The sequence below is a fragment of the Stenotrophomonas sp. WZN-1 genome, assembly GCF_002192255.1.
Lineage (GTDB): Bacteria > Pseudomonadota > Gammaproteobacteria > Xanthomonadales > Xanthomonadaceae > Stenotrophomonas.
In genome coordinates, this window is record NZ_CP021768.1 from 743,990 (window position 1) to 768,703 (window position 24,714).

Annotated in this window: 21 protein-coding genes and 1 riboswitch; of the genes, 12 read left to right on the top strand and 9 right to left on the bottom strand. The window is 67.3% G+C overall.

The genetic code is table 11. The features are described 5' to 3' along the window. Positions 1–46: 46 nt before the first annotated feature. From ftsA to lpxC, 3 genes are all read left to right on the top strand, one after another. The gene (gene ftsA, locus CCR98_RS03375; RefSeq protein ID WP_005408083.1) at positions 47–1,282 is read left to right on the top strand and encodes a cell division protein FtsA; all 1,236 of its coding nucleotides are present in this window, start codon (positions 47–49) and stop codon (positions 1,280–1,282) included. A 170-nt stretch (positions 1,283–1,452) separates the two neighbouring features. Next, the gene (ftsZ, locus tag CCR98_RS03380) at positions 1,453–2,688 is read left to right on the top strand and encodes a cell division protein FtsZ (protein ID WP_005415297.1); all 1,236 of its coding nucleotides are present in this window, start codon (positions 1,453–1,455) and stop codon (positions 2,686–2,688) included. A gap of 205 nt (positions 2,689–2,893) precedes the next feature. Further along, complete coding sequence (gene lpxC / locus CCR98_RS03385) at positions 2,894–3,805, top strand: UDP-3-O-acyl-N-acetylglucosamine deacetylase (protein ID WP_087921536.1); 912 nt, start codon at positions 2,894–2,896, stop codon at positions 3,803–3,805. A gap of 281 nt (positions 3,806–4,086) precedes the next feature. Here lpxC and CCR98_RS03390 read toward each other — a convergent pair whose 3' ends face one another. Next, positions 4,087–4,536: a DUF721 domain-containing protein gene (locus CCR98_RS03390; RefSeq protein WP_014035989.1), complete on the bottom strand. Its 450-nt coding sequence runs from the start codon at positions 4,534–4,536 to the stop codon at positions 4,087–4,089. A 12-nt stretch (positions 4,537–4,548) separates the two neighbouring features. Between CCR98_RS03390 and CCR98_RS03395 the strand changes: the two genes are divergently transcribed. The 3 genes from CCR98_RS03395 (at position 4,549) to CCR98_RS03405 (ending at position 9,528) form a co-directional block, all read left to right on the top strand. Beyond that, entirely contained in the window at positions 4,549–5,505 is a 957-nt protein-coding gene (locus CCR98_RS03395; protein ID WP_087921537.1) for a M23 family metallopeptidase, read from the top strand. 235 nt (positions 5,506–5,740) lie between these two features. Further along, complete coding sequence (gene secA / locus CCR98_RS03400; RefSeq protein WP_087921538.1) at positions 5,741–8,473, top strand: preprotein translocase subunit SecA; 2,733 nt, start codon at positions 5,741–5,743, stop codon at positions 8,471–8,473. 101 nt (positions 8,474–8,574) lie between these two features. Next, positions 8,575–9,528 carry a Nudix family hydrolase gene (locus tag CCR98_RS03405; RefSeq protein WP_087921539.1) on the top strand — a complete coding sequence of 318 codons (954 nt, stop codon included), beginning with the start codon at positions 8,575–8,577 and terminating at the stop codon, positions 9,526–9,528. 138 nt (positions 9,529–9,666) lie between these two features. Here the strand turns inward: CCR98_RS03405 and CCR98_RS03410 are convergent, their stop codons facing one another. Then, on the bottom strand, positions 9,667–10,251 hold the full coding sequence (locus CCR98_RS03410; protein ID WP_087921540.1) for a DUF4124 domain-containing protein: 585 nt from the start codon (positions 10,249–10,251) through the stop codon (positions 9,667–9,669). 40 nt (positions 10,252–10,291) lie between these two features. Beyond that, positions 10,292–11,119, bottom strand: coding sequence for a methylenetetrahydrofolate reductase [NAD(P)H] (gene metF / locus CCR98_RS03415; RefSeq protein WP_087921541.1), 828 nt, complete (start codon positions 11,117–11,119; stop codon positions 10,292–10,294). 203 nt (positions 11,120–11,322) lie between these two features. Here metF and CCR98_RS03420 point away from each other — a divergent pair, with 203 nt between their 5' ends. Genes CCR98_RS03420 through CCR98_RS03430 form a run of 3 tightly spaced genes read left to right on the top strand, consistent with a single transcriptional unit; the run spans position 11,323 to position 14,063 of the window. Further along, a complete protein-coding gene (locus tag CCR98_RS03420) occupies positions 11,323–12,249 on the top strand; it encodes an alpha/beta hydrolase (protein WP_087921542.1) in 927 nt (308 codons plus the stop codon). Positions 12,250–12,285: 36 nt separating this feature from the next. Next, the gene (locus tag CCR98_RS03425; protein ID WP_087921543.1) at positions 12,286–13,335 is read left to right on the top strand and encodes a histidine kinase; all 1,050 of its coding nucleotides are present in this window, start codon (positions 12,286–12,288) and stop codon (positions 13,333–13,335) included. Next, on the top strand, positions 13,332–14,063 hold the full coding sequence (locus CCR98_RS03430) for a LytTR family DNA-binding domain-containing protein (RefSeq protein ID WP_087921544.1): 732 nt from the start codon (positions 13,332–13,334) through the stop codon (positions 14,061–14,063). The genes CCR98_RS03425 and CCR98_RS03430 overlap by 4 nt, the downstream gene beginning before the upstream one ends. A gap of 6 nt (positions 14,064–14,069) precedes the next feature. Here CCR98_RS03430 and CCR98_RS03435 read toward each other — a convergent pair whose 3' ends face one another. Continuing rightward, the gene (locus CCR98_RS03435) at positions 14,070–15,587 is read right to left on the bottom strand and encodes an amidohydrolase family protein (protein ID WP_087921545.1); all 1,518 of its coding nucleotides are present in this window, start codon (positions 15,585–15,587) and stop codon (positions 14,070–14,072) included. Positions 15,588–15,723: 136 nt separating this feature from the next. Between CCR98_RS03435 and CCR98_RS03440 the strand changes: the two genes are divergently transcribed. Further along, positions 15,724–16,281, top strand: a complete 558-nt coding sequence (locus CCR98_RS03440; RefSeq protein ID WP_087921546.1) for a DUF3228 family protein — start codon at positions 15,724–15,726, stop codon at positions 16,279–16,281. Between the two features lie 68 nt (positions 16,282–16,349). Further along, positions 16,350–16,982, top strand: a complete 633-nt coding sequence (locus CCR98_RS03445; protein ID WP_157721499.1) for an energy transducer TonB — start codon at positions 16,350–16,352, stop codon at positions 16,980–16,982. Here CCR98_RS03445 and CCR98_RS03450 read toward each other — a convergent pair. From CCR98_RS03450 to ahcY, 5 genes are all read right to left on the bottom strand, one after another. Beyond that, positions 16,979–17,482 carry a hypothetical protein gene (locus CCR98_RS03450; protein WP_087921548.1) on the bottom strand — a complete coding sequence of 168 codons (504 nt, stop codon included), beginning with the start codon at positions 17,480–17,482 and terminating at the stop codon, positions 16,979–16,981. The two genes, CCR98_RS03445 and CCR98_RS03450, sit on opposite strands and share 4 nt — an antisense overlap. After that, positions 17,482–17,955 carry a Cys-tRNA(Pro) deacylase gene (gene ybaK, locus CCR98_RS03455; RefSeq protein WP_087921549.1) on the bottom strand — a complete coding sequence of 158 codons (474 nt, stop codon included), beginning with the start codon at positions 17,953–17,955 and terminating at the stop codon, positions 17,482–17,484. Before ybaK ends, CCR98_RS03450 begins: the two co-directional genes overlap by 1 nt. A 109-nt stretch (positions 17,956–18,064) precedes the next feature. Then, positions 18,065–19,408, bottom strand: a complete 1,344-nt coding sequence (locus CCR98_RS03460; protein WP_087924131.1) for a peptidoglycan-binding domain-containing protein — start codon at positions 19,406–19,408, stop codon at positions 18,065–18,067. Positions 19,409–19,458: 50 nt separating this feature from the next. Then, on the bottom strand, positions 19,459–20,244 hold the full coding sequence (locus CCR98_RS03465) for a lysozyme inhibitor LprI family protein (RefSeq protein WP_087921550.1): 786 nt from the start codon (positions 20,242–20,244) through the stop codon (positions 19,459–19,461). A 211-nt stretch (positions 20,245–20,455) separates the two neighbouring features. Beyond that, positions 20,456–21,901, bottom strand: a complete 1,446-nt coding sequence (gene ahcY / locus CCR98_RS03470) for an adenosylhomocysteinase (protein ID WP_075675352.1) — start codon at positions 21,899–21,901, stop codon at positions 20,456–20,458. A gap of 36 nt (positions 21,902–21,937) precedes the next feature. Continuing rightward, positions 21,938–22,021, bottom strand: a riboswitch (S-adenosyl-L-homocysteine riboswitch). A 120-nt stretch (positions 22,022–22,141) separates the two neighbouring features. Between ahcY and CCR98_RS03475 the strand changes: the two genes are divergently transcribed. Then, entirely contained in the window at positions 22,142–24,658 is a 2,517-nt protein-coding gene (locus CCR98_RS03475) for a prolyl oligopeptidase family serine peptidase (RefSeq protein ID WP_087921551.1), read from the top strand. Positions 24,659–24,714 lie beyond the last annotated feature (56 nt).

Consider the following 24,714-nt stretch of genomic DNA (forward strand, 5'->3'; position numbering starts at 1 on the left):
CGGCGAAAACGCCGGCGACCCCGGCCAGAAGCACGCAGGAAAGGACATGAATCGCAAGGGTGACAAATCGCTGATCGTTGGCCTGGACATCGGCACCTCCAAGGTGGTGGCGCTGGTGGGCGAGTATTCGCCGGGCAACCCGATCGAAGTGATCGGCATCGGCTCGCACGAATCGCGCGGGCTGAAGCGTGGCGTGGTGGTGGACATCGAATCGACCGTGCAGTCGATCCAGCGCGCGGTGGAAGAAGCCGAGCTGATGGCCGGCTGCGAGATCCGCTCGGTGTACGCCTCGATCTCCGGTAACCACGTGCAGTGCAAGAACTCGCCGGGCATCGTGCCGATCCGCGACGGTGAAGTGACCTGGGGCGACCTGGATCGCGTGCTCGACGCGGCCAAGGCGGTGGCGATCCCGGCCGACCAGAAGATCCTGCACGCGATCCCGCGCGAGTACGTGCTGGACGATTCGCAGGAAGGCATCCGCAATCCGGTTGGCATGACCGGCGTGCGCCTGGAAGTGCATGCGCACCTGGTGGTGTGCGCGCAGTCGGCCGCGGCCAACATCAGCAAGTGCGTGCAGCGCTGCGGCCTGCAGGTGGACGACCTGGTGCTGTCCTCGCTGGCCTCCAGCGTGGCGGTGCTGACCGCCGACGAGCGCGAGCTGGGCGTGGTGCTGGTCGACATGGGCGCCGGCACCACCGACATCGCCGTGTTCGTGCAGGGCGCGATCTGCCACACCGCCTCGCTGCCGATCGCCGGCGACCACGTGACCAACGACATCGCGCACATGCTGCGCACGCCGACCCCGGAAGCCGAGCAGATCAAGGTGCGCTATGCCTGCGCCCTGGCCCAGCTGGCCACGGCCGAGGAAAGCATCCAGGTGCCGTCGGTGGGCGACCGCCCGCCGCGCCGCATGCCGCGCCATTCGCTGGCGCAGGCCGTGCAGGGCCGCTACGAGGAAATCTTCGAGATGGTGCAGGCCGAACTGCGCCGTTCCGGCTTCGAGGAACTGGTGCGCGCCGGCATGGTGCTGACCGGTGGCGCTTCGAAGATGGAAGGCGTGGTCGAACTGGCCGAGGAGATGCTGCAGATGCCGGTGCGCGTGGGTATCCCGCAGCACGTCACCGGCCTGGGCGAAGTGGTCGGCAACCCGGTGCACGCCACCGGCGTGGGCCTGCTGCTGATGGGCAGCCAGATCGAGCACCCGCGGCGGCCGTCGCTGCCGACCGGGCGCGCTGGGAGCATGTTCAAGAAACTCAAGACCTGGTTCCGCGGCGAGTTCTGACGCGGAACCCGTAAACCCGGGCCTCGCCCGGGCGCAATACCCGCAGTACCCGCATCACAACGCAATACCGGCAACACACAACCCACACAGCCGCAACGTCGGCATGCAGCAGGACGGCAGGACGCCTGAATGCCCATGCCAGCCAAAGCGGATACAACGAGGACACGGACATGGCGCATTTTGAACTGATCGAAAAGATGGCACCCAATGCGGTGATCAAGGTGGTTGGCGTGGGCGGCGGCGGCGGCAATGCCGTGGCGCACATGGTCAACTCGGCGGTGGATGGCGTGGAGTTCATCACCGCCAACACCGACTCGCAGGCCATCAAGAATTGTGGTGCCAAGCTGCAGCTGCAGCTGGGTACCAACGTGACCAAGGGCCTGGGCGCAGGCGCGAACCCGGAAGTCGGCCGCCAGGCCGCGCTGGAAGACCGTGAGCGCATCATGGACGCGCTGCAGGGCGCGGACATGGTGTTCATCACCGCCGGCATGGGCGGCGGCACCGGCACCGGCGCTGCGCCGGTGGTGGCGCAGCTGGCCAAGGAAATGGGCATCCTGACCGTGGCCGTGGTCACCAAGCCGTTCCCGTTCGAAGGTCGTCGCCGCATGCAGGTGGCGCTGAAGGGCATCGAGGAACTGAGCCAGCATTGCGACTCGCTGATCACCATCCCGAACGAGAAGCTGATCACCGTGCTGGGTCGCAATGCGACCATGATCCAGGCCTTCCGCGCTGCCAACGACGTGCTGCAGGGCGCCGTGCAGGGCATCGCCGACCTGATCGTGCGTCCGGGCCTGATCAACGTCGACTTCGCCGACGTGCGCACCGTCATGTCCGAGATGGGCCTGGCGATGATGGGTACCGGCACCGCCCGTGGCGATGACCGCGCCCAGGCCGCTGCCGAATCGGCGATCCAGAACCCGCTGCTGGACGATGTGAACCTGGCCGGCGCCAACGGCATCCTGGTCAACATCACCGCCGGTGCCGACTTCACCATGGCCGAGTTCGACGAGATCGGCCGCACCATCGATGGCTTCGCTTCCGAAGACGCCACCGTGGTGGTGGGCACCGTGCTGGATCCGGACATGCAGGACGAAGTGCGCGTGACCGTGGTGGCCACGGGCCTGAACCGCGTCTCGGCCAGCAAGACCCAGCGTCCGGGCGAGCGTGCACCGATCAAGCTGGTCCGCAACGCCACCACCGGCCAGCCGGAGTTCGGCGAGTTCGACAACGGCGGCGATGCGGTGTCCAAGGCGGTGGGCGGCATGGGCCTGGGCCTGCGTCGCGCCAGCAGCGATACCGCGGCGGCCTCCGCACCGTCGGCCCCGGCGGCTTCGGCCCCGGCAGCGGCGGAACTGCCGAACGATTACCTGGACATCCCGGCGTTCCTGCGCCGCCAGGCGGACTAAGCGGGGCGGCCCGGGGTTGTCCTCCCCGGGTTGCGCCACCATGTCCTGAAAACGCGGGCGCCGGGCCAGGATGGGCCCGGCCGCCCTGCTTCACGCGCTTCCCAGCGGCGTGCCGGTGCGTCCTGCCGGTGGCGGCAACTGGCGTTTCAGCCAGGGTAGGGGAGTGCGCGTGTTAATCTAATGTGTCACTTCCGGTCCATCCCCCATGATCCAGCAACGCACCCTCAAGAACACGATCCGCGCCACCGGCGTTGGCCTGCACAGCGGTGACAAGGTCTACATGACCCTGCGCCCGGCACCGGTCAACCATGGCATCGTGTTCCGCCGCGTGGACCTGGACCCGGTCGTGGAAGTGCCGGCCAAGGCGGAACTGGTCACCGAAGTGACGCTGTGCACCGGCCTGACCTGCAACGACGCCAAGATCCAGACCGTCGAACACCTGATGTCGGCGCTGGCCGGCCTGGGTGTGGACAACATCATCGTTGAGCTGTCCTCGGCCGAGCTGCCGATCATGGACGGTTCGGCCGGCCCGTTCGTGTTCCTGCTGCAGTCGGCAGGCATCGTGGAACAGGATGCGCCCAAGCGCTTCATCCGCGTGCTGAAGACCGTGGAAGTGACCGAGGGCGACAAGGTGGCCCGCTTCAGCCCGTACGAGGGCTACAAGCTGGGCTTCACCATCCAGTTCGATCACCCGATGATCCCGGCCAAGCAGTCGCGCCAGGAAATCGAGTTCTCGACGCTGGCCTATACCAAGGAAATCTCCCGCGCGCGTACCTTCGGTTTCATGCGCGACCTGGAATACATGCGCGAGCGCAACCTGGGCCTGGGCGGTTCGATGGACAACGCCATCGTGCTGGACGAGTTCCGCGTGCTCAACGAAGACGGCCTGCGCTACGCCGACGAATTCGTGCGCCACAAGATCCTTGACGCCATCGGCGACCTCTATCTGGCCGGTGGCCAGGTGCTGGGCGCCTACGAAGGGTTCAAGTCCGGCCACGCGCTCAACAACAAGCTGGTGCGGGCCCTGATGGCCGATGCCAGCGCCTGGGAATGGGTCAGCTTCGACTCGCCGGCCACCCCGGATCCGGTCGAATACGCCACCCCGGCCTACGCCTGATCCTGTAGGTTGTTGAATTTAAATATGAAAACGCCGCCTTCCCGGGCGGCGTTGTTGTTTCCGGTGCCGGCGACGCATTCAGCGTGCTTGAAACGCGTCAAGGCCGGTTCAAGGTCACGGTTTTGTGAACCTGTTGGATCGGAAGCCTGAATTTAACGAAGTTTTAACTCCAATCTAACGACAGGCCCCCGGATGGCAGCTAGGATGCGACCCGGCCCCCGAAATGTTTCACGCCGTGGTGACACGTGCGACGGGGAGCGGAGCCGGATGCTCCGTTGTCGTCAGGACCGTTTCTTCGGCTTCGATGGAATGTCCTGCAGGCAAGCCAAGGCGTCGCGTAGCCCTTTGTGCGTGGCGGCTGAAACTGCGTGGGGGCCATTCCGGTTGTCGATCGCTGGGGAGCGTGAGGGAGTGGTGGACGCAGTCTTGATGGTCACCCTGGTGGCCTTCAGCCCGATGGAACGGGCCGCGTCGAGCAACTGGGCTTCGGCAAGCCGCAACTTGGCATGCCAGACCGGGGACTCGACGAGAAAAACGAGGTGTTCCCCGTCCACATTGGCCAGCCGGCAACGGCTGCGCAGAGGTGGCGGCAACTGGGGGCGCAACTGACGGTCCAGCGCGTCGAGCCACAAGGCACGCCGCAGCGGGTTCCCGCTTTTGTCCGCCATCACCGCATCCAGCGCCGGTTTCGGCACTGACGCGGGGCGAACGCTGGATTTCGGCTCAGACATGAAAACTCACTGATGGCATTCAAAAAGATCGTAATCAAAACGCGTGAAGGAAAGGCCAAGGCGTCGCCGATCGCGCGTTTGCGGTTCTATTTCGAGGACCGCCCCCGCGCCCTGCTGGGCAGCGTGCTCGGGGTAGGCTGCATTATCGGCCTTGCCGGCGGCATTGGCGCCAGTGCGCTGAATGATTCGCGCCTGCAGGCCAAGGTCGACCGCCAGGATGCGGAGCTGGCCAAGGTCAAGCGCGATGCGCAGACCCAGGTCAACGCGCTGGCCGCCCGCCTCGGCGAGCTGCAGGCCCAGGCCACCCGCCTGAACGCCCTCGGCGAACGGCTGACCCAGATGGGCAAGCTGGAAGACGGCGAGTTCGACTTCAACGAGACCCCCGGTCTCGGTGACGGCGACGCCGGCGGCCCGACCAGCGACATCCCGGTCAAGGATGTCAACGCCGACTTACAGGTGCTGGAGCAGCGCTTTGCTGCTTCAGGCCGCCAGTTGTCGGTGATGGAATCGCTGATGTTCGACCACCAGCTGCAGCAGAACGCCGTGCCGTCGCGCATGCCGATCCGCAACAGCTACGTGACCTCCGGTTTCGGTACCCGTGCCGACCCGTTCGGCCGCGGTGCCGCCACCCACAAGGGCATGGACTTCCACGCCAGGGTCGGTGACCCGGTGATGGCCGTGGCCGAAGGCGTGGTCAGCTTCGCCGGTGTGAAGGGCGGCTATGGCAACGTCGTCGATGTCGACCACGGCAATGGCTATGTCACCCGCTACGCGCACAATTCGCGCCTGGTGGTGAAGGCCGGTGACCTGGTCCGTGCCGGCCAGGAAGTGGCCAAGGCCGGCTCCACCGGCCGCTCGACCGGTGCCCACGTGCACTTCGAGGTGTGGGAAAACGGCAACGTGGTCAACCCGCGCAAGTTCCTCGGCGACGGCGGCAACACGCCGGTCGGCCGCGTCACCCGCGGCTGATGGCAACGCCGGGCATGGCCCGGCGCTACCGGGACGCCGTCGGACCCCGGCAGTAGCGCGGGGCCATGCCCCGCGAGCGCGAAGCGCGTCCGCCAAAGGGTTGAAACCCCTTGCGGCCGTCCCAAGCTACAATGGGTGTTGCCATCGACAGGGCGCCAGGCGCCCTGTTTCGTTTGCGGCGGACGGATCCCAAGGGGGAGGCCGGGCGTCGTGTTCATCCAACCCGGTTCCTTCAATGATCAACAGCCTGCTTACCCGCGTATTTGGCAGTCGTAACGAACGACAGCTGCGCCAGCTCAACCGCATCGTCGCCAAGATCAATGCGCTGGAGCCGGAGATCGAGAAGCTTTCCGACGAGCAGCTTCAGGCCAAGACGCCGGAGTTCAAGCAGCGCATCGCTGGCGGTGAAGCCCTGGACAAGGTGCTGCCGGAAGCGTTCGCGGTCTGCCGCGAAGCCGGTCGCCGCGTGCTGGGCATGCGCCACTACGACGTGCAGCTGATCGGCGGCATGGTGCTTCACCTGGGCAAGATCGCAGAAATGCGCACCGGTGAAGGCAAGACCCTGGTGGCGACCCTGCCGGTGTACCTCAACGCGCTGGAAGGCAAGGGCGTGCACGTGGTCACCGTGAACGACTACCTGGCCCGCCGCGATGCCGCGCAGATGGGCAAGCTGTACAACTGGCTGGGCCTGAGCGTGGGCGTGGTGTACCCGGGCATGCCGCACAGCGACAAGCGCGAAGCCTACGCGGCCGACATCACCTACGGCACCAACAACGAATTCGGTTTCGACTACCTGCGCGACAACATGGCGCTGTCCAAGGCCGACCGCTACCAGCGCGGCCTGCACTACGCTATCGTCGACGAAGTCGACTCCATCCTGATCGACGAAGCGCGTACCCCGCTGATCATCTCCGGCCCGGCCGATGATTCCCCGGAGCTGTACATCCGCGTCAACCGCGTCGTGCCGCACCTGGTCAAGCAGGAAGCGGAAGACGGCGAAGGCGATTTCTGGGTGGACGAGAAGGGCAAGCAGGTGCACCTGTCCGAAGCGGGCATGGAGCACGCCGAGCAGCTGCTGGTCGACGCCGGCATCCTCGACGGCGAGACCGAAGGCCTGTACGCGGCGCAGAACCTGACCGTGGTCCACCACCTCAACGCCGCCCTGCGCGCACACGCGATCTACCAGCGTGACGTGGACTACATCGTGCGCGACGGCGAAGTGGTCATCGTCGACGAATTCACCGGCCGTACCCTGGCCGGCCGCCGCTGGTCCGACGGCCTGCACCAGGCGGTGGAAGCGAAGGAAGGCGTGCCGGTCCAGCGCGAGAACCAGACGCTGGCGAGCATCACCTTCCAGAACCTGTTCCGCATGTACAAGAAGCTGTCCGGCATGACCGGTACGGCCGATACCGAAGCGTTCGAGTTCCAGAGCATCTACGGCCTGGAAGTGGTGGTGATCCCGACCAACCGCCCGACCATCCGCAAGGACAGCCCGGACCAGGTGTTCCTCAACCGCAAGGGCAAGTTCAATGCGGTGCTGGCCGATATCGAAGAGTGCGCCAAGCGCGGCCAGCCGGTGCTGGTGGGTACCACCTCGATCGAAACCTCGGAAATGCTGTCCGAGCACCTGAGCAAGGCCGGTGTGAAGCACGAAGTGCTCAACGCCAAGCAGCATGACCGCGAAGCGACCATCGTCGCCAATGCCGGCCGTCCGGCCGCCGTGACCATCGCCACCAACATGGCCGGCCGTGGTACCGACATCGTGCTGGGCGGTTCGCTGGAAGCCGAGATCCACGCCTTGGGCGAGGACGCGACCGACGAGCAGAAGGCGGCGGTCAAGGCCGAATGGCAGAAGCGCCACGATGCAGTGAAGGCTGCGGGCGGCCTGCACATCGTCGGCACCGAGCGCCATGAATCGCGCCGTATCGACAACCAGCTGCGTGGCCGTTCGGGCCGCCAGGGTGACCCGGGTTCGTCCCGCTTCTACCTGTCGCTGGAAGACAACCTGATGCGCATCTTCGCCTCCGACTGGGTGCAGAAGGCCATGCGCATGATGGGCATGAAGGAAGACGACGTCATCGAGGACCGCCTGGTCAGCCGCCAGATCGAGAAGGCGCAGCGCAAGGTCGAGGCCCACAACTTCGACATCCGCAAGAACCTGCTGGACTTCGACGACGTCAACAACGACCAGCGCAAGGTGATCTACGCCCAGCGCGACGAGCTGCTGGATGCCGAGTCGGTGAAGGCCAACGTCGATGGCATCCGCGACGACGTGATCTTCGACATCGTTGCGCGCTTCGTGCCGCCGAACTCGATCGACGAGCAGTGGGACCTGCGTGGCCTGGAAGCGACCCTGGAGTCGGACTTCGGCCTGCAGATGTCGCTGACCGACCTGGTCAAGGAACACGAAGAGCTGGACGCCGAGGCCATCGCCACCAAGGTCCAGGAGCGCGTCAACCAGCACTTCGCCGAGAAGGAAGCCGGCCTGGGCGAAGAGACCATGCGCGCGCTGGAGAAGCACGTGATGCTGACCGTGCTGGACCAGAGCTGGAAGGAGCACCTGGCGCGCATGGATTACCTGCGCCAGGGCATCTACCTGCGTGGTTACGCGCAGAAGCAGCCGAAGCAGGAATACAAGAAGGAAGCCTTCGAGCTGTTCTCGGACATGCTGGAGAACGTCAAGCGCGAAGTGGTGACTCTGCTGGCCCGCGTGCGTATCCGCAGCGACGAGGAAGTGCAGGCCCTGGAGGCCGCCGAGCGCCAGCAGGCGCAGGCGCGCCTGAGCCAGTCGCAGTTCCAGCACCAGGATGCGGGCGGCTACAGCGCCGACGAGGAAGCCGCCCAGGTGGAGGCCGCCCAGCAGGGTGTGGCCACGCTGCAGCGCGACGAGCCGAAGATCGGCCGCAATGATCCGTGCCCGTGCGGCAGTGGCAAGAAGTACAAGCACTGCCACGGCCAGCTGAGCTGACCCCGAAGAGCCCCGCGAAAGCGGGGCTTTTCGTTTGTGGCAGGAGAGTTGCACCGGATCCGTGATTGCGCCGGCCGTCCTGTTCTGGGCATGCTTCCCCCATGCCTTCCCCCACCCGATCGATCCATGTCGTGGCCGCCGTCATCACCGACGCCCGTGGCCGCGTGCTGCTCAACCGCCGTACCGAGAACCGCGACATGGCCGGCCTGTGGGAGTTCCCCGGCGGCAAGCGCGAATCCGGCGAGACCTCCGAACAGGCGCTGGTGCGTGAACTGCGCGAAGAGCTGGGCATCGAGGCCGATGTCGGGCCCTGGCTGATGGATGTGCCGCAGCGCTATCCGGACAAGCACCTGACCCTGGAAGTGCGCCACGTGCGCAGCTGGAAGGGCACACCGCGCGGGCGCGAAGGCCAGGCGATCACCTGGGTGGCGCAGGACAAGCTGGGCCGCTATTCGATGCCACCGGCCGACCTGCCGGTGGTGGCCGCACTGCGCCAACCGGACCGCTACCTGATCACGCCGGCACCGGCTGACGACACCGGTGGCGTGCAGCTGTGGCATGAGCAGCTGCAGCAGGCGGTGGCGGCGGGGCAGCAGCGCATCCAGCTGCGCCTGCCGCCGGAACATCCGCAGCGGCAGGCCATGATCGAACAGGCCGTGCGCGCGCATCACCGCGGCGTGCAGTGGCTGCTCAACCGCGATGTCGCGTTGGCACGCGCACTGGGCGTGGGCGTGCACCTGGGCAGCGAGCAATTGCTGGCGCTGCAGGAACGGCCCTTGCCGGAAGGGCAGCTGGTCGCCGCGTCCTGCCACGATCTGGAGCAGCTGCAGGCGGCGCAGCGGCTGGGCTGCGACTTCGCGGTGCTCGGCCCGGTGCAGGCCACGGCCAGCCATCCCGACGCGGCGCCGCTGGGCTGGGAGGCCTTCGCCGCACTGCGCGCGCAGGTGTCGCTGCCGATCTACGCATTGGGCGGGATGGCCGCCGGCCATATCGCCGAAGCCCGTCGCCATGGCGGGCAGGGCATCGCTGCGATCCGCGGGTTGTGGCCGGCGTGATGCCAGGGGCGGGTCCCCGCAACGCGGGGCGCTGACGCGGCCATTCGATTGCGGGACCAGCGCCCTTTCCGTTGGAAAGGGATCCGACCCCTCACCGGATGCAGTAGATCCACGCCATGCGTGGATGAACCCCTGCGATCACAACGTGATCCAGAAGCACCCGTATTGGCGGCGCAGGCCCAGCACGGTCGAGGCGCGCGACGCGCTGCCGGGCAGCGTCTGCTCCAGGCGCAGGCCGACCGGATGCCGTGCCGCTGGCGGCTCAGGGTCGGATCCCTGCGACGCAGGGCTCTGACCCTCCTCCTGCGAGGACGCCAGCCCCTGTGACGGATACACCGGCACCACGTCGACCAGCGGCCGTCGTGCCAGCGATTCCAGCTGGCCGAGGATGCGCTGCGCGCCGGCATCGGAGACCGCACCCCACAGGTACAGCGAGGACAGCCGGTTCACATCGTTGCTGACGATGCCGGTGCGCAGTGCTTCCACCAGCTCGCTCAGGCGCCTTGGGCAGCGCGCACCCAGGGTGTCGCGCGGCAGGGTGCTGCCGGTGGGCGTGGGTGGTGGCAATCGCGACCGGGCGCCGACGCTGTCGCAGGGGCGGTCGGTATACACGCTCTGCCCCTGCGCATCGGTGCAGCGGTTCAAGCGTGTGGACTGCGCATGGACAATGCTCGATGCCGAACACAACGACAGCAGCAACAGCAGGAAGGAAAAACGGTTCATCGGCGCAGGGTAGCGCCGATCGCGGTGGCATGGCGTGCTTTCAGCCGTGCAGCAGCTTCAACACCGACGTGGTCGGCTTGGCCAGGTTCAACGTGTAGAAGTGCAGGCCCGGCGCGCCGCCCTCGATCAGGCGCTGGCACAGTCTGGCCACCACTTCGGTACCGAACGCCCGCACCGATTCGGCATCATCGCCATAGGCCTGCATCCTGCGGCTGATCCAGCGCGGGATTTCAGCACCGCACTGTTCGGAGAAGCGGCGCAGCTGGCTGAAGTTGGCGATCGGCATGATGCCGGGCGTGATCGGTACCTGCACGCCGAGCCGGCGCACGGCATCGACGAAGTGAAAGTACGCATCCGGGTTGTAGAAATACTGGGTGATCGCCGCGTCGGCGCCGGCATCGATCTTGGCCTTGAAGTGCTTGAGGTCGGCCAGTGCATCGGAGGCCTGTGGATGGGTCTCCGGGTAGGCACCGACTTCGATGCGGAAGGCGTCGCCGTGTTCGGCGCGGATGAAGTCGATCAGCTCGGCGGCGTAGCGCATGTCGCCGGGGAACCCCATGCCGGAGGGCAGGTCGCCGCGCAGCGCGACCAGGCGATGGCAACCGATGGCGCGGTACAGCTTGAGCAGTTCGCGGATTTCCTGGCGGGTGCCGCCGACGCAGGACAGGTGCGGTGCAGCCTCGAAGCCATGGTGCTGGTTGAGGTGGCGCACGGTCTCGGAGGTATAGCTCAGGGTCGAGCCACCGGCGCCGAAGGTACAGGAGACGTACTCGGGGCCGTAGCCCTTCAGCCTGGCCGCGGCGCGGTCCAGCTGGCTGCGCTGTTCGTCGGTCTTGGGCGGGTAGAACTCGAAGCTGATGGCAGTCATGGCACGGGCGGCGGCGGCGGGTGCGGATCAGTATATCGCTTCATCAAGATGGATGTTGTCAATTTATGCGGGTGTGCACCGTCCGTCGCCTGCGACCGTTCGCCCGGGCCTCCGGCCGCTGCTCCGGAATCGCAACCTGGCCGTCGTAGCCGGGCGCACGCTGATCCCATCCCGGCACCACCCACCCGATGAAGGAGCACACGATGAAGATCTTCCTGGCACTCTGGTACGCGATGAAGGCCCTGGCCCGGCTGGCGATGATCGGCATGGCGATGGCCGTGCTCGGCTCCGGTTCCGCGCATGCCGCCACCGGCTCGACCGCTGGCAGGGTGCAGGTCGAGGTGGTCGGCAAGGGCCGACCGCTGCTGATGATCCCCGGCCTCAACAGCAGCGCCGAGGTCTGGCGCGAGACCTGCCAGGCCCTGAAGGATGTGCAGTGCCACCTGGTGCAGCTGCCGGGCTTTGCCGGCGCGGCAGCGGCCGAACCGCGCCCGGTCGAATTCCTGCCGGCGATGCGCGGGCAGCTGCTGGCCTACCTGCATGACCAGCACCTGGGGCCGGTGGTGGTGATCGGCCACAGCCTGGGCGGTCTGCTGGGCCTGCAGATGGCGCAGGCCGAGCCGAAGACGGTCAGCGCGCTGGTGGTGGTCGACGCCCTGCCATTCCTGCCGGCTGCGCGTGACCCGAAGGCCACCGCTGACAGCGCGCGGCCGATGGCCGACCAGCTGCGCAAGGGCATGCTGGCCGCCGACGCCGCGCAGTGGCAGGCGCAGTTGAAGGCGGGCCTGCCGGGCATGACCCGCGATCCGCAGCGCCAGGCTGAACTGGGCCGCTGGGGCGAAGGCAGTGACCGCCAGACCACGGCCGATGCCATGCATGCGGTGATGACCACCGACCTGCGCGATAGCATCGCTTCGATCACCGCGCCGACGCTGGTGCTCGGCAGCTGGGCCGGCTACCAGCCGATGGGCGGCACCGAAGACGGCACCCGGGCGGTATTCCAGGCCCAGTACGCGAAACTGCAGAGCGTGCAGATCGCGATGAGCGCGCAGGGTTTCCACTTCCTGATGTGGGATGATCCGCGCTGGTTGCTGGAACAGGTGCAGCGTTTCCTCGCCGCGCATCCCTGACCCTTGTCCGCCCTCCTGCCACCACCGAGAGCCCGCATGGATGCCACCACGCCTTCCCGCCGTTTCTGGACGCTCAACGCGCTGGCATGGGCCGGTTATGCGATGTACGGGCTGTGGGTGGGAATGCGGATCGGTGGCGGCGTGGTGTTCAGCGGCATCGTGCTGATCACCGTCAGCGTGGCGGTCTCACTCTGGTTGTGCAGCGGCGCATTGCGTTCGGTTGCACTGCGCCAGCGCTGGTGGGAGGGGAGCCTGGGCCGCCTGGTGCTGAAACTGGCCGCCGGCGTGGTGGTCGGGGCCAGCGTCGCACAGGCGGTAACGGCTGCGCTACTGCTGCCGGCACTGGCGCTGGGCTGGGTGCAGCTGCCTGGCGGCCATGCCGATTACCAGTGGTCTTCGGTGTTGGTGTATTGGATGAACACCGCGCTGTTCCTGCTGATGTGGACCGGTTTGTGGGCGGGCCTGCACGGCCTGCGGCGGGCGCGCCACAGTGAGCTGGCCCGGCTGCGCGCCGAGGCCGAACGCAGCGCCCTGGAGCGCGATGCGCTGCGTGCGCGGCTCAACCCGCACTTCATGTTCAATGCGCTGAACAACCTGCGTGCGCTGATCCTGGAAGACCCGGAACGGGCCCGCGACATGGTCACCCGCTTGTCGCGCACGCTGCGCCAGGCGCTGGCGCACAGCCGCAGCGAGCAGGTCACGCTGGCCGAGGAACTGGTGGTGGTCGACGATTACCTGGCCATCGAGGCGGTCCATTTCGAACAGCGCCTGCAGGTGCGCCGGCAGATCGATGCCGATGCCACGCAGGCGCAGCTGCCGGCGATGGCGTTGCAGTTGCTGGTGGAGAACGCGATCAAGCACGGTATCGCCAGTCGCCCCGGCGGCGGCGAGGTACAGATCCGCGCCAGGCTGGACAATGATGTGCTGCGCCTGCAGGTGGACAATCCACTTGCAACCGGCAGCGAACCCGCCCATGGCCATGGCGTCGGCCTGGCCTACCTGCGTGCGCAGCTGGGCACGCGTGGCCGATTGGTGCTGCAGCCGGTCGGTGACCGCATGCAGGCCCTGCTGGAGATTCCGCAATGAGTGGCATGCTGCGCGTGTTGATCGTCGATGACGCACGGCTGGCGCGGCAGGAGCTGCGCACGCTGTTGTCGGTGCTGCCGTGGGTGCAGTGCGTGGGCGAGGCCGATGATGTACCGGCCGCACGCGAGGCGATCGCCACGCTGGCACCGGACCTGGTGCTGCTGGATGTGCAGATGCCCTCCGGCAGCGGTTTTGACGTGCTGGACGGCCTGGAGACGGTGCCGGCCGTGGTCTTCGTCACCGCCTACGACACCTACGCGGTGCGCGCGTTCCAGGCCAACGCGCTGGACTACCTGGTGAAGCCGGTGGAGGCGCCGCGGCTGCTGGAAGCGCTCGAGCGGGCGCGCCAGCGCGAGGCGGTGGCGGCCGACGTGCCGGAGTCGCGCGGCACGCTGGGCGCGCAGGACCAGGTGTTCGTGCGCGAGGGCGAACGCTGCTGGTTCGTGGCGGTCGCCGAGATCCGCCGGCTGGTGGTGGATGGCAACTACACGCGGCTGTGGTTCCGCGACCAGAACGCGCTGCTGACCCGCAGCCTGAGCGCGCTGGAAGCACGCCTGCCCCCCGAGCTGTTCTTCCGTGCCAACCGCAACACCCTGGTCAACCTGCACCGCATCCGTGGCGTGACGCCCAGCATTGGTGATGGCTATGACCTGGCGCTGGATGACGGCAGCGAGGTGGAAGTGTCGCGGCGGCAGGCGCGTGAACTGCGCGAGCGGATGGCGTTGTAGCTGCCGCTATAGCTCGGCACTGACCGGGCTGATGAGGAAGCCCCACAGCAGGCGCGCCATCACTGCCGGTGAGCGTGCCTGTGCGCGGGCGTAGGCGAGCAGTGCATCCAGCCGCGAGCGGTCGTAGAGATGGCCGGCCAGCAGCACCGCATGCACGCGGCGGGTATTGGCGGTGTCGTGCAGCGGGTTGCCATCGAGCAGCACCAGATCGGCCACCTTGCCGACCTCGACGCTGCCATGCGATGCCTGCAGCTGCAGATGGCGCGCGGCCTGCAACGTGGCTGCGCGCAGCACGTCGGCCTGGCTCAGGCCGGCTTGCCGCAGCCACTGCAGTTCATCGTGGTAGCGGAAGCCGCCCAGGCCCGTATCGGTGCCGACCAGCACGGTGACGCCGGCGCGATGCGCGGCACCGGTCAGCGCCAGCCCGTGCTCGAAGTAGGCTTTCAGTGCGTCTTCGCCGCGCAGGCCGGGGTAGCGTGCCACGGTGGCCTGCAGGTCATCACGCCACGCCCAGCGTGAGAGTGGATCCAGATAGGCCAGGCGCGGATCGTCGATGAAGGCGGGGTCGCGTGCGCGCGCGTCTTCCTCGCGGGTGACGTGCGTCGGCACGAACGCGGCACCGCTGGCCTGCATTCCGCCGAACGCCTCGTTGCAGAGCGCGGGCTGGTAGCCGCCGACCATGCGTTCGGCCAGCGTGGTTGGATCCTCGCTGTCGAGCGTGCCACCGCGCCACGCCGCCGCGTTGTCGAAGCAGTGGCGCACAAACAGATGGGCATGCTCGAAGCTGCGCTGGCCCGCCTGCACGGCGGCTTCCAGAGGCACGACCCTGGGCAGGTGGCCGACCAACGGACGGCGCAGCTGCTGCGCCTCGGTGGCCAGCCGCTGGTAGGTATCCGCACGCAGCCGGTTGTAGACCTTCAACGCATCAACACCGCGCGCGCTGTACGTGCGTGCACGCGCAGCGGCTGCCTCCGGCGCGAGTGACGGATCTTCGAAGTAGAAACTGGCGATCTGCACGAAGCGCGGTGCAACCTGCTGCCCTGCAATGGCCTGTGCGGTCCAGCGGCGCTTGTCGGCCACGCAGGCGATCAGCGGGTCGGTGGCCTTCGGGCAGTCCATCATGTCGCGGATGCCGGTGATGCCGTTGGCCAGCATCAGCGGGAACTGCAGCTGCGGCGACACCTGCAGTGCATGGGTGTGCATGTCCCAGAAGCCGGGCAGCAGCCAGCGGCCACCGGCATCAAGAACCGGCATTGTTGTGTCCCGTGGCACATCGCCAATGGCGGTGATCGTGCCATTGCGCACTGTCACCGTGGTCGGTTCACTGACGTGGCCGCGCACGACATCCACCACGCGGGCATTGACGATCACGCGGCTGGTGCCCGGCTCGGGCAACGGCGGTGCCGACAGCGGCCAGAGCAGAGCGGCGGCGAACAGCAATGGCGGCGCCAGCAGCAGGATGGCCAGGGCGATCGGCCATCGCCGACGGTGGGCGGAACGGGGCAACGCGCGTGCTGCATCCATGAGCCGGCGATCCTTGCGTTGGGTCGCCCGCAGAATGCTGCAAGCCGGACGGGGGCGCCAGTGACCATCGGCATCGGACCCTGCCTGCCTCCGGGGCGGTTACCCTGTGCGGTGGAACTCCTGACCACGCCATGCCATGTCCATCGTCCTCACCGATTTCGCCCGTCCCCGCCTGTTCCCGCGCGTGCCGCGCGGCAACACCATCCAGGACTGCACTGCCGAGCAGTTCGAGGCACACCTCAATGCGCACGCGCCGCTGAAGGTGCTCGACGGCTATGCGCCGTTCTGCAAATTGTTCGTCTACGAGAACTGGACCAGCACGCGCTGCCTGACGGTGCCGGTCACCGAGGCCAACCGCCACCTGTTGCGCAGCGCTTACGAGGCGCGCAACCGCGAAGAGCTGCCGGTGCTGGTGCGCTGGTTCGAGGGCGTGGAATCGCCGCGTGCGAACTACCTGGTGGTGATCCTGTACAGCGCCGGGCAGCTGGCGAAGGAAGGCTCACCGATCGAGGCCGACTGGGGCATCGTCGGCTGCATCTATACCGCAGAACCGGAAGAAGTGCCGATGGCGCCGATTACCATGATGCGCAATGCGCTGGGCGTGGAGGAGGGCGGTTCCGGCGTGCCACTGGACCGGGAGGCCTACCAGCGCGCGGTGGCGTTCTGGGAGAACAACGCCAACTGGCGGCCGTGATCCAACAGTGTGAACGTGCCGGTTGCGCACCGCGCTACCATGGCAGCACAACGATGCACGGAGCGCGGATGATGCTGGGACGGGTGATGCGATGGAGTGCACTGCTGGTGGTGCTGCTTGCCGGCGGTGGGTGCTCGCCGGGGTACGATGCCGGCGCCGCCTGTGGGAGCCTGGCCGAGCTGGCGCCGGTCCGCGATGCCGGTGTCGAGCAGTTGCGGGCCTCGCAGGACGGTGGACGCTGCACCTTCCGCGCGCAGGGGCGCGATGCGGCAGCGTTGCAGCGCCAGCAGCGCATGCTGGATGCCCTCTCCGTCATCGCGTGTGGCCAGCCTGCGCAGGTACGGCAGGTCGCGGGCGCGGCGGGGTTCGAACTGCAGATGCCGCCGCGTTGCCCGCTCTCGGCCCGCAGCTCGCTGTTCATCCAGGACGACCCACGCTGGACGCTTGATCGTCCGTCGATGCCGGATTACCCGGCGGCCGCGCATGCCGACAAGCAGGAAGGTACTGTTCACCTGCGCCTTCTGTTGGACGACGAGGGGCGCGTCAAGGCGGCCATCGTGGCCACGTCCAGCGGCCACCCGTTGCTTGATGAAGCGGCGGGCAAGGGCGCGTTGAGATGGCGATCGAAGCGGGAGTGGTGGGCGTTCAGCACCACGCGCATGAGCCTGGTGCGGACGACGGTGGCGTTCGCCGCCAACTAGCTGCCAGGCGACGCCGTCAGCGCTGTCCATTCCCACCACGGGTAGTGGTACTCGCGGTCGATGGCCCGCCAATGCTGGCCGCACTGTTCGCAGGTAACGATGTGGCAATCACCCCAGCCGCCCTCGGCCTCCTCCACGGAGAGTAACCGTACCTGCCCCTGTTCGAGCAGGCGACGGGGATCAAAGAACGGGTAGCCGGGATTGAGCGCGCACAGGCAACCCTCGCGCGCGCGCCAGTAATACAGCCGCTGCAGCGCCGCCGTGAGGTGTGCCTGGTTGCTGATCAGCATGCCGCCGAGCGCGACGCCTTGGCAGCGCTGTTCAATCATTTCCGAGTATGCGGCCAATGCATCCAGCAAAGGCGCGCTGAACAGCCGTGCGACCGTGCGTGCGGCATCGGTGATGCGCGTGCCGTCGCGCGAGAGCAGATCCTGCAGCAGCACGTCGGCCTGTGCATCGTCGAGCCGGGATATCGGCGCTGCAGACCACGGCCAGCGCATCAGCGCGCCTTGCCGATGGCAGCGTAGTGGCCGGCAGTCAGCCGCAGCAGGTCGGCCGGTGCCAGTTCCACCTCCAGGCCACGGCGCCCGGCGCTGACATGCAGCGCCGGCAGCGCTTCTGCGCTGGCGTCCAGGAAGGTACGCAGGCGCTTCTTCTGCCCGAGCGGGCTGATGCCACCGACCAGGTAGCCGGTCGCGCGCTGTGCGGCATCGGCGGCGGCCATCTCGCACTTCTTGCAGCCGGCGGCTTCGGCCAGCGCCTTCAGGTCGAGCTGACCGGCGACCGGCACGATCGCCACCAGCAGTTCGTGTGCTTCAGTGCTGGCCAGCAGGGTCTTGAACACCTGGGCCGGGTCGAGGCCGAGCTTGTCGACGGCTTCGCCGCCGTACGATTCGGCGTGGGCGTCGTGCACGTAGCTGCGCACGGTGTGGACGATCTTCTCGCGCTTGAGCAGGTTGATGGCCGGGGTCATGGGCGCATCCTAGCGCGGGGCAACGGTATTGCCTTGACCGAAACTCGCGCATCAACGCAGAACGGGCGCCCGAAGGCACCCGTCCCGGCTGCGATATCGGCATCCAGGATCAGCGCGACATCGACTGCTGCGCCTGTATCTGTTCCTGGGTCTGCCGCTGCGACAGTTCGTTGTCCAGCGCCTGGCTCTGCCGCGTGCTGTCGTGCAGCGTGTGGTTCACCGCCTGCGACAGATCGACGTAAGTGCGGTGCATGGCGGGATCGCCGAGCTGGCCCTGCACTGCGAACACACCCTGGTTGTCCGGCCGCGCCAGCACGGTATCGACCTGGCTCATGCCGGCCAGCTTGGACTCGTAAGCCACTTGGCCTGCGGCGTTCTCGAGCTGGCTGCGGTCTTTGAACAGCGGCGACAGGCCGCCCTGGCGGCGCTGTTCTTCCAGCGTTTCCAGCTTCTCCACGACCTGCTGGTAGCGTGGGTTGTCGGCGTGGCCCGGGGTGGCCATGGTCGGTTCGGTAGCCGGCTGTTGCTGTTGCGCGATGGCCTTGTCGAGCGCACCCAGCGTGGTGGCGCCGACCTTGCCATCGACGGTGAGCTGGTGCTCACGCTGGAACTGCTTGACCGCTTCCAGGGTGCCGGGCCCGAAATCGCTGTCGGCCACCAGCGGTTTGCCGTCCTTGCCCAGATAGCCCAGGTCGGCCAGCTTCTGCTGCATCGCCTGTACCTCATCGCCCCTGGCGCCGCTGACCAGTACGCCGTTGCCGCCGGGCGCACTGGGCGACCCGTGCGAGGGAGCATGAGTGGGGGTGATGCCCAGCTGGGTCATGGCCCGGTCGAAGCGCTCATCGCGGCTGGTCACCGCGGCCGGCGACTGGATGCCGTACTTGGTGGCATCGACGAAGTTCTGCACGTCGCCACGGGTCGGCGGATTGCCGGCCTGGACGGTACCGCCCTGCAGCTTTTCCGCGTTGCCGGCCAGATAGTTGATGAACTGCGGGCCCATGCTGCCGAACTGGTTGTCATAGTCGGCCATGGCCAGCTGCAGTTCGGGGTTGGCCGCGATGGCATCGGCAGCGGCCGGGTTGGTGGCACGCACCTTGGCGATGGCTTCATCGACGCGCCCGATGGCGCTGTCCAGCTTGTCGTTGGTGAGCTGGTCCATCTTCGCCTGCGGAATGGCCTGCAACTTGGCGTCAAGCGCGGCCAGCTGCTGGGTGCTCAATCCGCCCTGCTGGGACAGCAGTTCGATGTCAGCGGCAGTGAAACCGTTGTCGCGCAGGAAGCGCCTGGCCTGCGGATTGCCGCCGACATCGAACTGCACCAGCCCGAACGAGTAGGTGCTGGCGCCTTTCTGCGCGTAGGAGAAGTGGTCCAGGTGGCGGGTGTTGCCGCCCAGCTCCGTGTTGAGGAACAGCGTGGACAGCTGTTCGCGGGTAAGGGTGGAATCCGTTGCCATGGTCATCGTCCTTCAATGAGGGAAAAAGCGCCGGGCGCGCCCAGCGGATGTCAGCCTGCGCAGTGCTGCTGGGTGAAGCCGAGCAGCTGGCGGACGGCCTGGGTGCCGTATGCGGCCGGTGCCGGTTCGAGGGCGAACTGGCCGACCATCTGGTTGCTGCACAGCTGCACGTTGCGCTTGCCGGCGGTGGTTTCCTGGATGCAGTTGGCCGCCAGCACGGCGTTGGGGCCGCCGCCCATGTTGGTGGCGGCCGTGCAGCCCAGCAGGCGGCCCTCCTGGCCGTTTTCTCCCAGCAGCGTGTTGAAGTTCGCCAGCTGGCTGTTGGGGTCGCGCAGCACCAGCAGGTCCACGCACTGCTGCTGGCCATCGGGCACTTCGCAGGCGTCCTGGTCGACCAGGCCGTCGCGCGTGGCCGACAGCACCTTCAGGCGATCGGCGAATACCTGTTGCAGGCAGTGCGCGTCACCGCACAGGTCGCGCGTGTGCTGGATCCAGCGCTGCTGCTCGGCCTGCAGCTTGTCCTTGCCGGCGGCATCGAGGGTGTCGCGTGCGGAGGCTTCGGCCGTGGCCAGCTCGCCTTCCTGCTGCGACAGGGCAGGGTCGTTGCAGATCAGGGTCTGTACCTCCGATGCCCCCTCGGCGCAGGCAGTGCTGCTGCCCGCGGCCGCTGCCGGGGTGCTGGCTGCCTTGCCGTCGGTGCTGGCCTGCCCGCTGGCTGCCGTAGTGGTGGCGCCGGCATCGCTGCCAGGTGGGCTGCAGGCGGCCAGCAGGGCCACCCAGCACAGGGTCATCAGGGGCTTCATCGCCCGGGTCATTCGGTCACGGTTGCGCGGCATGTCCTGTCCTTTGGTGTCTGCGTCCCGGCGCATGGCCTGCAGTTGGCAGTCCATGGGGGCATAGAGACTAGCAAGCGGCGTCTTAGGGCTCTGTGACAGGGCGCGCGGATCTGCTGCCGGGTGCTGCAACGCAGAACGGGCGCCCGAAGGCGCCCGTCCGTGCATTGCATGCCCCGGTAGTGCCGGCCACTGGCCGGCACCCCCGCAGCCATCAGTAGCGGTAGTGGTCCGGCTTGAACGGGCCTTCCACCGGCACGCCGATGTAGTCGGCCTGTTCCTGGCTCAGGGTGGTCAGCTTCACGCCGATCTTCTCCAGGTGCAGGCGTGCCACTTCCTCGTCCAGCTTCTTCGGCAGCAGGTAGACCTTCTTCTCGTAGCTGTCCTTGTTCGCCCACAGGTCGATCTGTGCCAGGGTCTGGTTGGCGAAGCTGTTGGACATCACGAAGCTCGGGTGGCCGGTGGCGCAGCCCAGGTTCACCAGGCGGCCTTCGGCCAGCAGGAAGATCGCGTTGCCGTTCGGGAAGATGTACTTGTCCACCTGCGGCTTGATGTTGACGTGCTTGACGCCGGCGAACGACACCAGTGCATCGACCTGGATCTCGTTGTCGAAGTGGCCGATGTTGCAGACGATGGCCTGGTCCTTCATCGCGCTCAGGTGCTCGATGCGGATGATGTCCTTGTTGCCGGTGGTGGTGACGTACAGGTCGGCACGGCCCAGGGTCGATTCGATGGTGTTGACTTCATAGCCTTCCATCGCCGCCTGCAGGGCACAGATCGGGTCGATCTCGGTGACGATGACGCGCGCGCCGTAGGCACGCAGCGATGCAGCGCAGCCCTTGCCGACGTCGCCGTAGCCGCAGACCACGGCCACCTTGCCGGCCAGCATCACGTCCATCGCGCGCTTCAGGCCGTCGGCCAGCGACTCGCGGCAGCCGTACAGGTTGTCGAACTTGCTCTTGGTGACCGAGTCGTTGACGTTGATCGCCGGGATCAGCAGAGTGCCGGCCTGGGCCAGCTGGTACAGGCGGTGCACGCCGGTGGTGGTCTCTTCGGAGACGCCCTTCCAGTCCTTGACCACGCGGCCCCAGTAACCCGGGCGCTCCTTGGCGACGCGCTTGAGCAGGTTCTTGATGACCTGTTCTTCGTGCGAGGAGGAGGCGGTGTTGACCCAGTCGCTGCCGTTTTCCAGCTCGTAGCCCTTGTGGATCAGCAGGGTCACGTCACCGCCGTCGTCGACCACCAGCTCCGGGCCGGTCAGGGTGCCGTCGGCCAGGGTGAAGGTCAGCGCGTCCAGGGTGCAGTCCCAGTACTCCTCCAGGGTTTCGCCCTTCCAGGCGAACACCGGGGTGCCGGTGGCGGCGATGGCGGCAGCCGCGTGGTCCTGGGTCGAGAAGATGTTGCACGAGGCCCAGCGCACGTCGGCGCCGATGTCCTTCAGGGTCTCGATCAGCACCGCGGTCTGGATGGTCATGTGCAGCGAGCCGGTCACGCGCACGCCCTTCAGCGGCAGCTCGGCCTGGTACTTGCGGCGGATCGACATCAGGCCCGGCATTTCGTGCTCGGCGATGTCCAGTTCCTTGCGGCCCCAGTCGGCCAGCGTGATGTCGCGGATCTTGTAATCACCTTCGGTGGAGAAGGTCTTGGCAACAGCGTTCATTCGTGTGCTCCGGTTGTGGGCGAGCGGGTGCTCGCATCTAGCCGGGCGCCGTTGTTACAAAGCCACCTTACCGAGCCTGGCCGGGCCTCATGGGATCCGGTCGCAGCGCCCCTCGGCAGGGGAGAACCCCCATTATATCGCGGCCCCGGCATGACATCCCGATGACCCAACCATCGGCAGATGGGGGCGCGTGCACGGCCTGTTAAGGTCGGTGTTTTCACGCATCACACAGGTGGAACGATGAGCATGCACGCGCGCCGTACGCGGCGCTGGACCGGCCTGGTCCTGTCGATGGGACTGCTGGCGGTGGCCCCGCTGGCCTGGGCCGCGGCCCCGCAGCCTGCTGCGGCGCAGGCCCCGGGCGTCAACGGCTACGAACTTCCCTCGGCGGCGCTGCAGGCGGTGGTGGACGCACCGCGCGCGCCCTCGCTGTACCTGTCGCCACGCCGCGACGTGGCCGCGTTGATGCAGATGCCCTCGCTGCCGTCGATCCAGGTGGTGGCGCAGCCGGAACTGAAGCTGGCCGGCCTGCGCATCAACCCACGCACGTTCTCCGACAGCCGCTTCAGCTTCGGCGAGAAGCTGTGGCTGATGAACGTGGCCGATGGCAAGGAACGGCAGATCAGCGGCCTGCCGGCCAAGCTGTCGATCGCCAGCGTGATGTGGTCGCCGGACCAGAAGTGGTTGGCGTTCAATCAGGTCGATGCCGCTAGCGGCGCCAATGAACTGTGGCTGGTGGATGTGGCGGGCGGCAGCGCCCGTCGTCTGGTCGCTGGCATGAACACGGTGATCGGCAGCGGCTACCAGTGGCTGCCGGACAGCCGCGGGCTGGTGGTGTTCACCCGCCCGGCCAACCTCGGTGCGGCCCCCGCCGCCGACGGCATCCCGACCGGCCCGGCCGTGCAGCAGACCCGCCAGGGCGAGGGCGTGGTGTCGATCCGGACCTACCAGGACCTGCTGAAGAACGAGGCGGACGCGCGTCAGTTTGATTACTACGCCACCACCCAGCCGGTGGAAGTCAGCCTGGACGGCAATACCCGCGCGATCGGCGCGGCCGGCATTTTCATGGGCTTCGCGGTGTCGCCCGATGGCCGCTTCGTGCTGCGCCAGCCGGTGCAGCGCCCGTACTCGTACGTGGTGCCGGTAAGCAGCTTCCCGCGCCGCATCGAAGTGATCGACCGTGCCAGCGGCAAGCTGGTGCACACCGTGGCGGTGCGACCGCTGGTGGAAGGCCTGCCGACCGGCAACGATGCCGAAGTGACCGGCGTACGCGATATCAGCTGGCGCGGTGACGCCGAGGCCACCCTGGTCTGGGCCGAGGCGCAGGACGGCGGCGACCCGAACAGGGACGCCAAGGTGCGTGACGCGGTGCTGATGCAGGCCGCGCCGTTCGACACGCCGCCGGTCACGTTGGCCCAGCTCGGCAGCCGCCTGGCCGGCATCAGCTGGGGCCGCGGCGACCTGGCCCTGCTGACCGAATCCTGGTGGAAGACCCGCAAGACCAAGACCTGGCTGATCGCCCCGGACAATGCCAGTGCCGAGCCGCGCCTGCTGTGGGATCGCGATGCACAGGACCGCTATGCCGATCCGGGCCGGCCGCTGCTGGCCAGTGACGAGCGGGGCCGTTCGCTGCTGCAGACCAGCCCCGATGGCAGCAGCCTGTACCTGGCCGGTGCCGGTGCATCGCCGGAGGGCGATCGTCCGTTCGTGGACCGCTTCGACATCGCCACGGGTAAAGCCACCCGCCTGTTCCACTCGCAGGCGCCGAGCTATGCACTGCCGGTGGCGTTGCTGGACGACCAGGCCAGCTCGCTGCTGCTGAGCCGCGAGAGCCCGGACGAGCCGGCCAACTTCTACGTGCAATCGCTGGCCGATGCAGGCGCTGCGCCACGTGCGCTGACCCACTTCGCCCATCCGTTGCCGCAGCTGAAGGGCGTGCAGAAGGAGCAGATCCGCTACAAGCGCAAGGATGGCGTCGACCTGACCGCAACCCTGCTGCTGCCGCCGGGCTACGACCCGAAGCGCGATGGCCCGCGCCCGCTGCTGATGTGGGCCTACCCGGGTGAGTTCAAGAGCGCGGCCGCGGCCAGCCAGGTCACCGATTCGCCGTACCGCTTCAACGCGGTCAGCTACTGGGGCCCGCAGGCGTTCCTGGCCAAGGGCTACGTGGTGCTGGCCAGCCCGTCGATGCCGATCATCGGTGAGGGCGACAAGGAGCCGAACGACACCTATATCGAACAGCTGGTGGCCAACGCGCAGGCGGCCGTCGATGAAGTGGTGCGCCGTGGTGTGACCGATCGCGATCACATCGCCATCGGTGGCCATTCCTACGGTGCGTTCATGACCGCCAACCTGCTGGCACACACCCGCCTGTTCAAGGCCGGCATCGCACGCAGCGGCGCCTACAACCGCACGCTCACCCCGTTCGGCTTCCAGGCCGAGGAGCGCAACTACTGGCAGGCGCAGGACGTCTACCAGAAGATGGCGCCGTTCAATTACGCCGACCGGATCAAGGATCCGATCCTGTTCATCCACGGCGTGGACGACAACAACTCCGGCACGTTCCCGATCCAGAGCGAGCGCATGTTCGCTGCGGTAAAGGGCCTGGGTGGCACCGCGCGGCTGGTGATGCTGCCGAACGAGTCGCACGCGTACCGCGCTCGCGAATCGATCATGACCATGCTGGCCGAGAGCGAGCGCTGGCTGGAGCAGACCATCGGCCCGGCCGAGCAGGGCAAGGCGAAGAAGAAGCGCTGACCGGACCCGGTAGTGCCGGCCAACGGCCGGCACTACCAGATGAAACCATTTTTGCA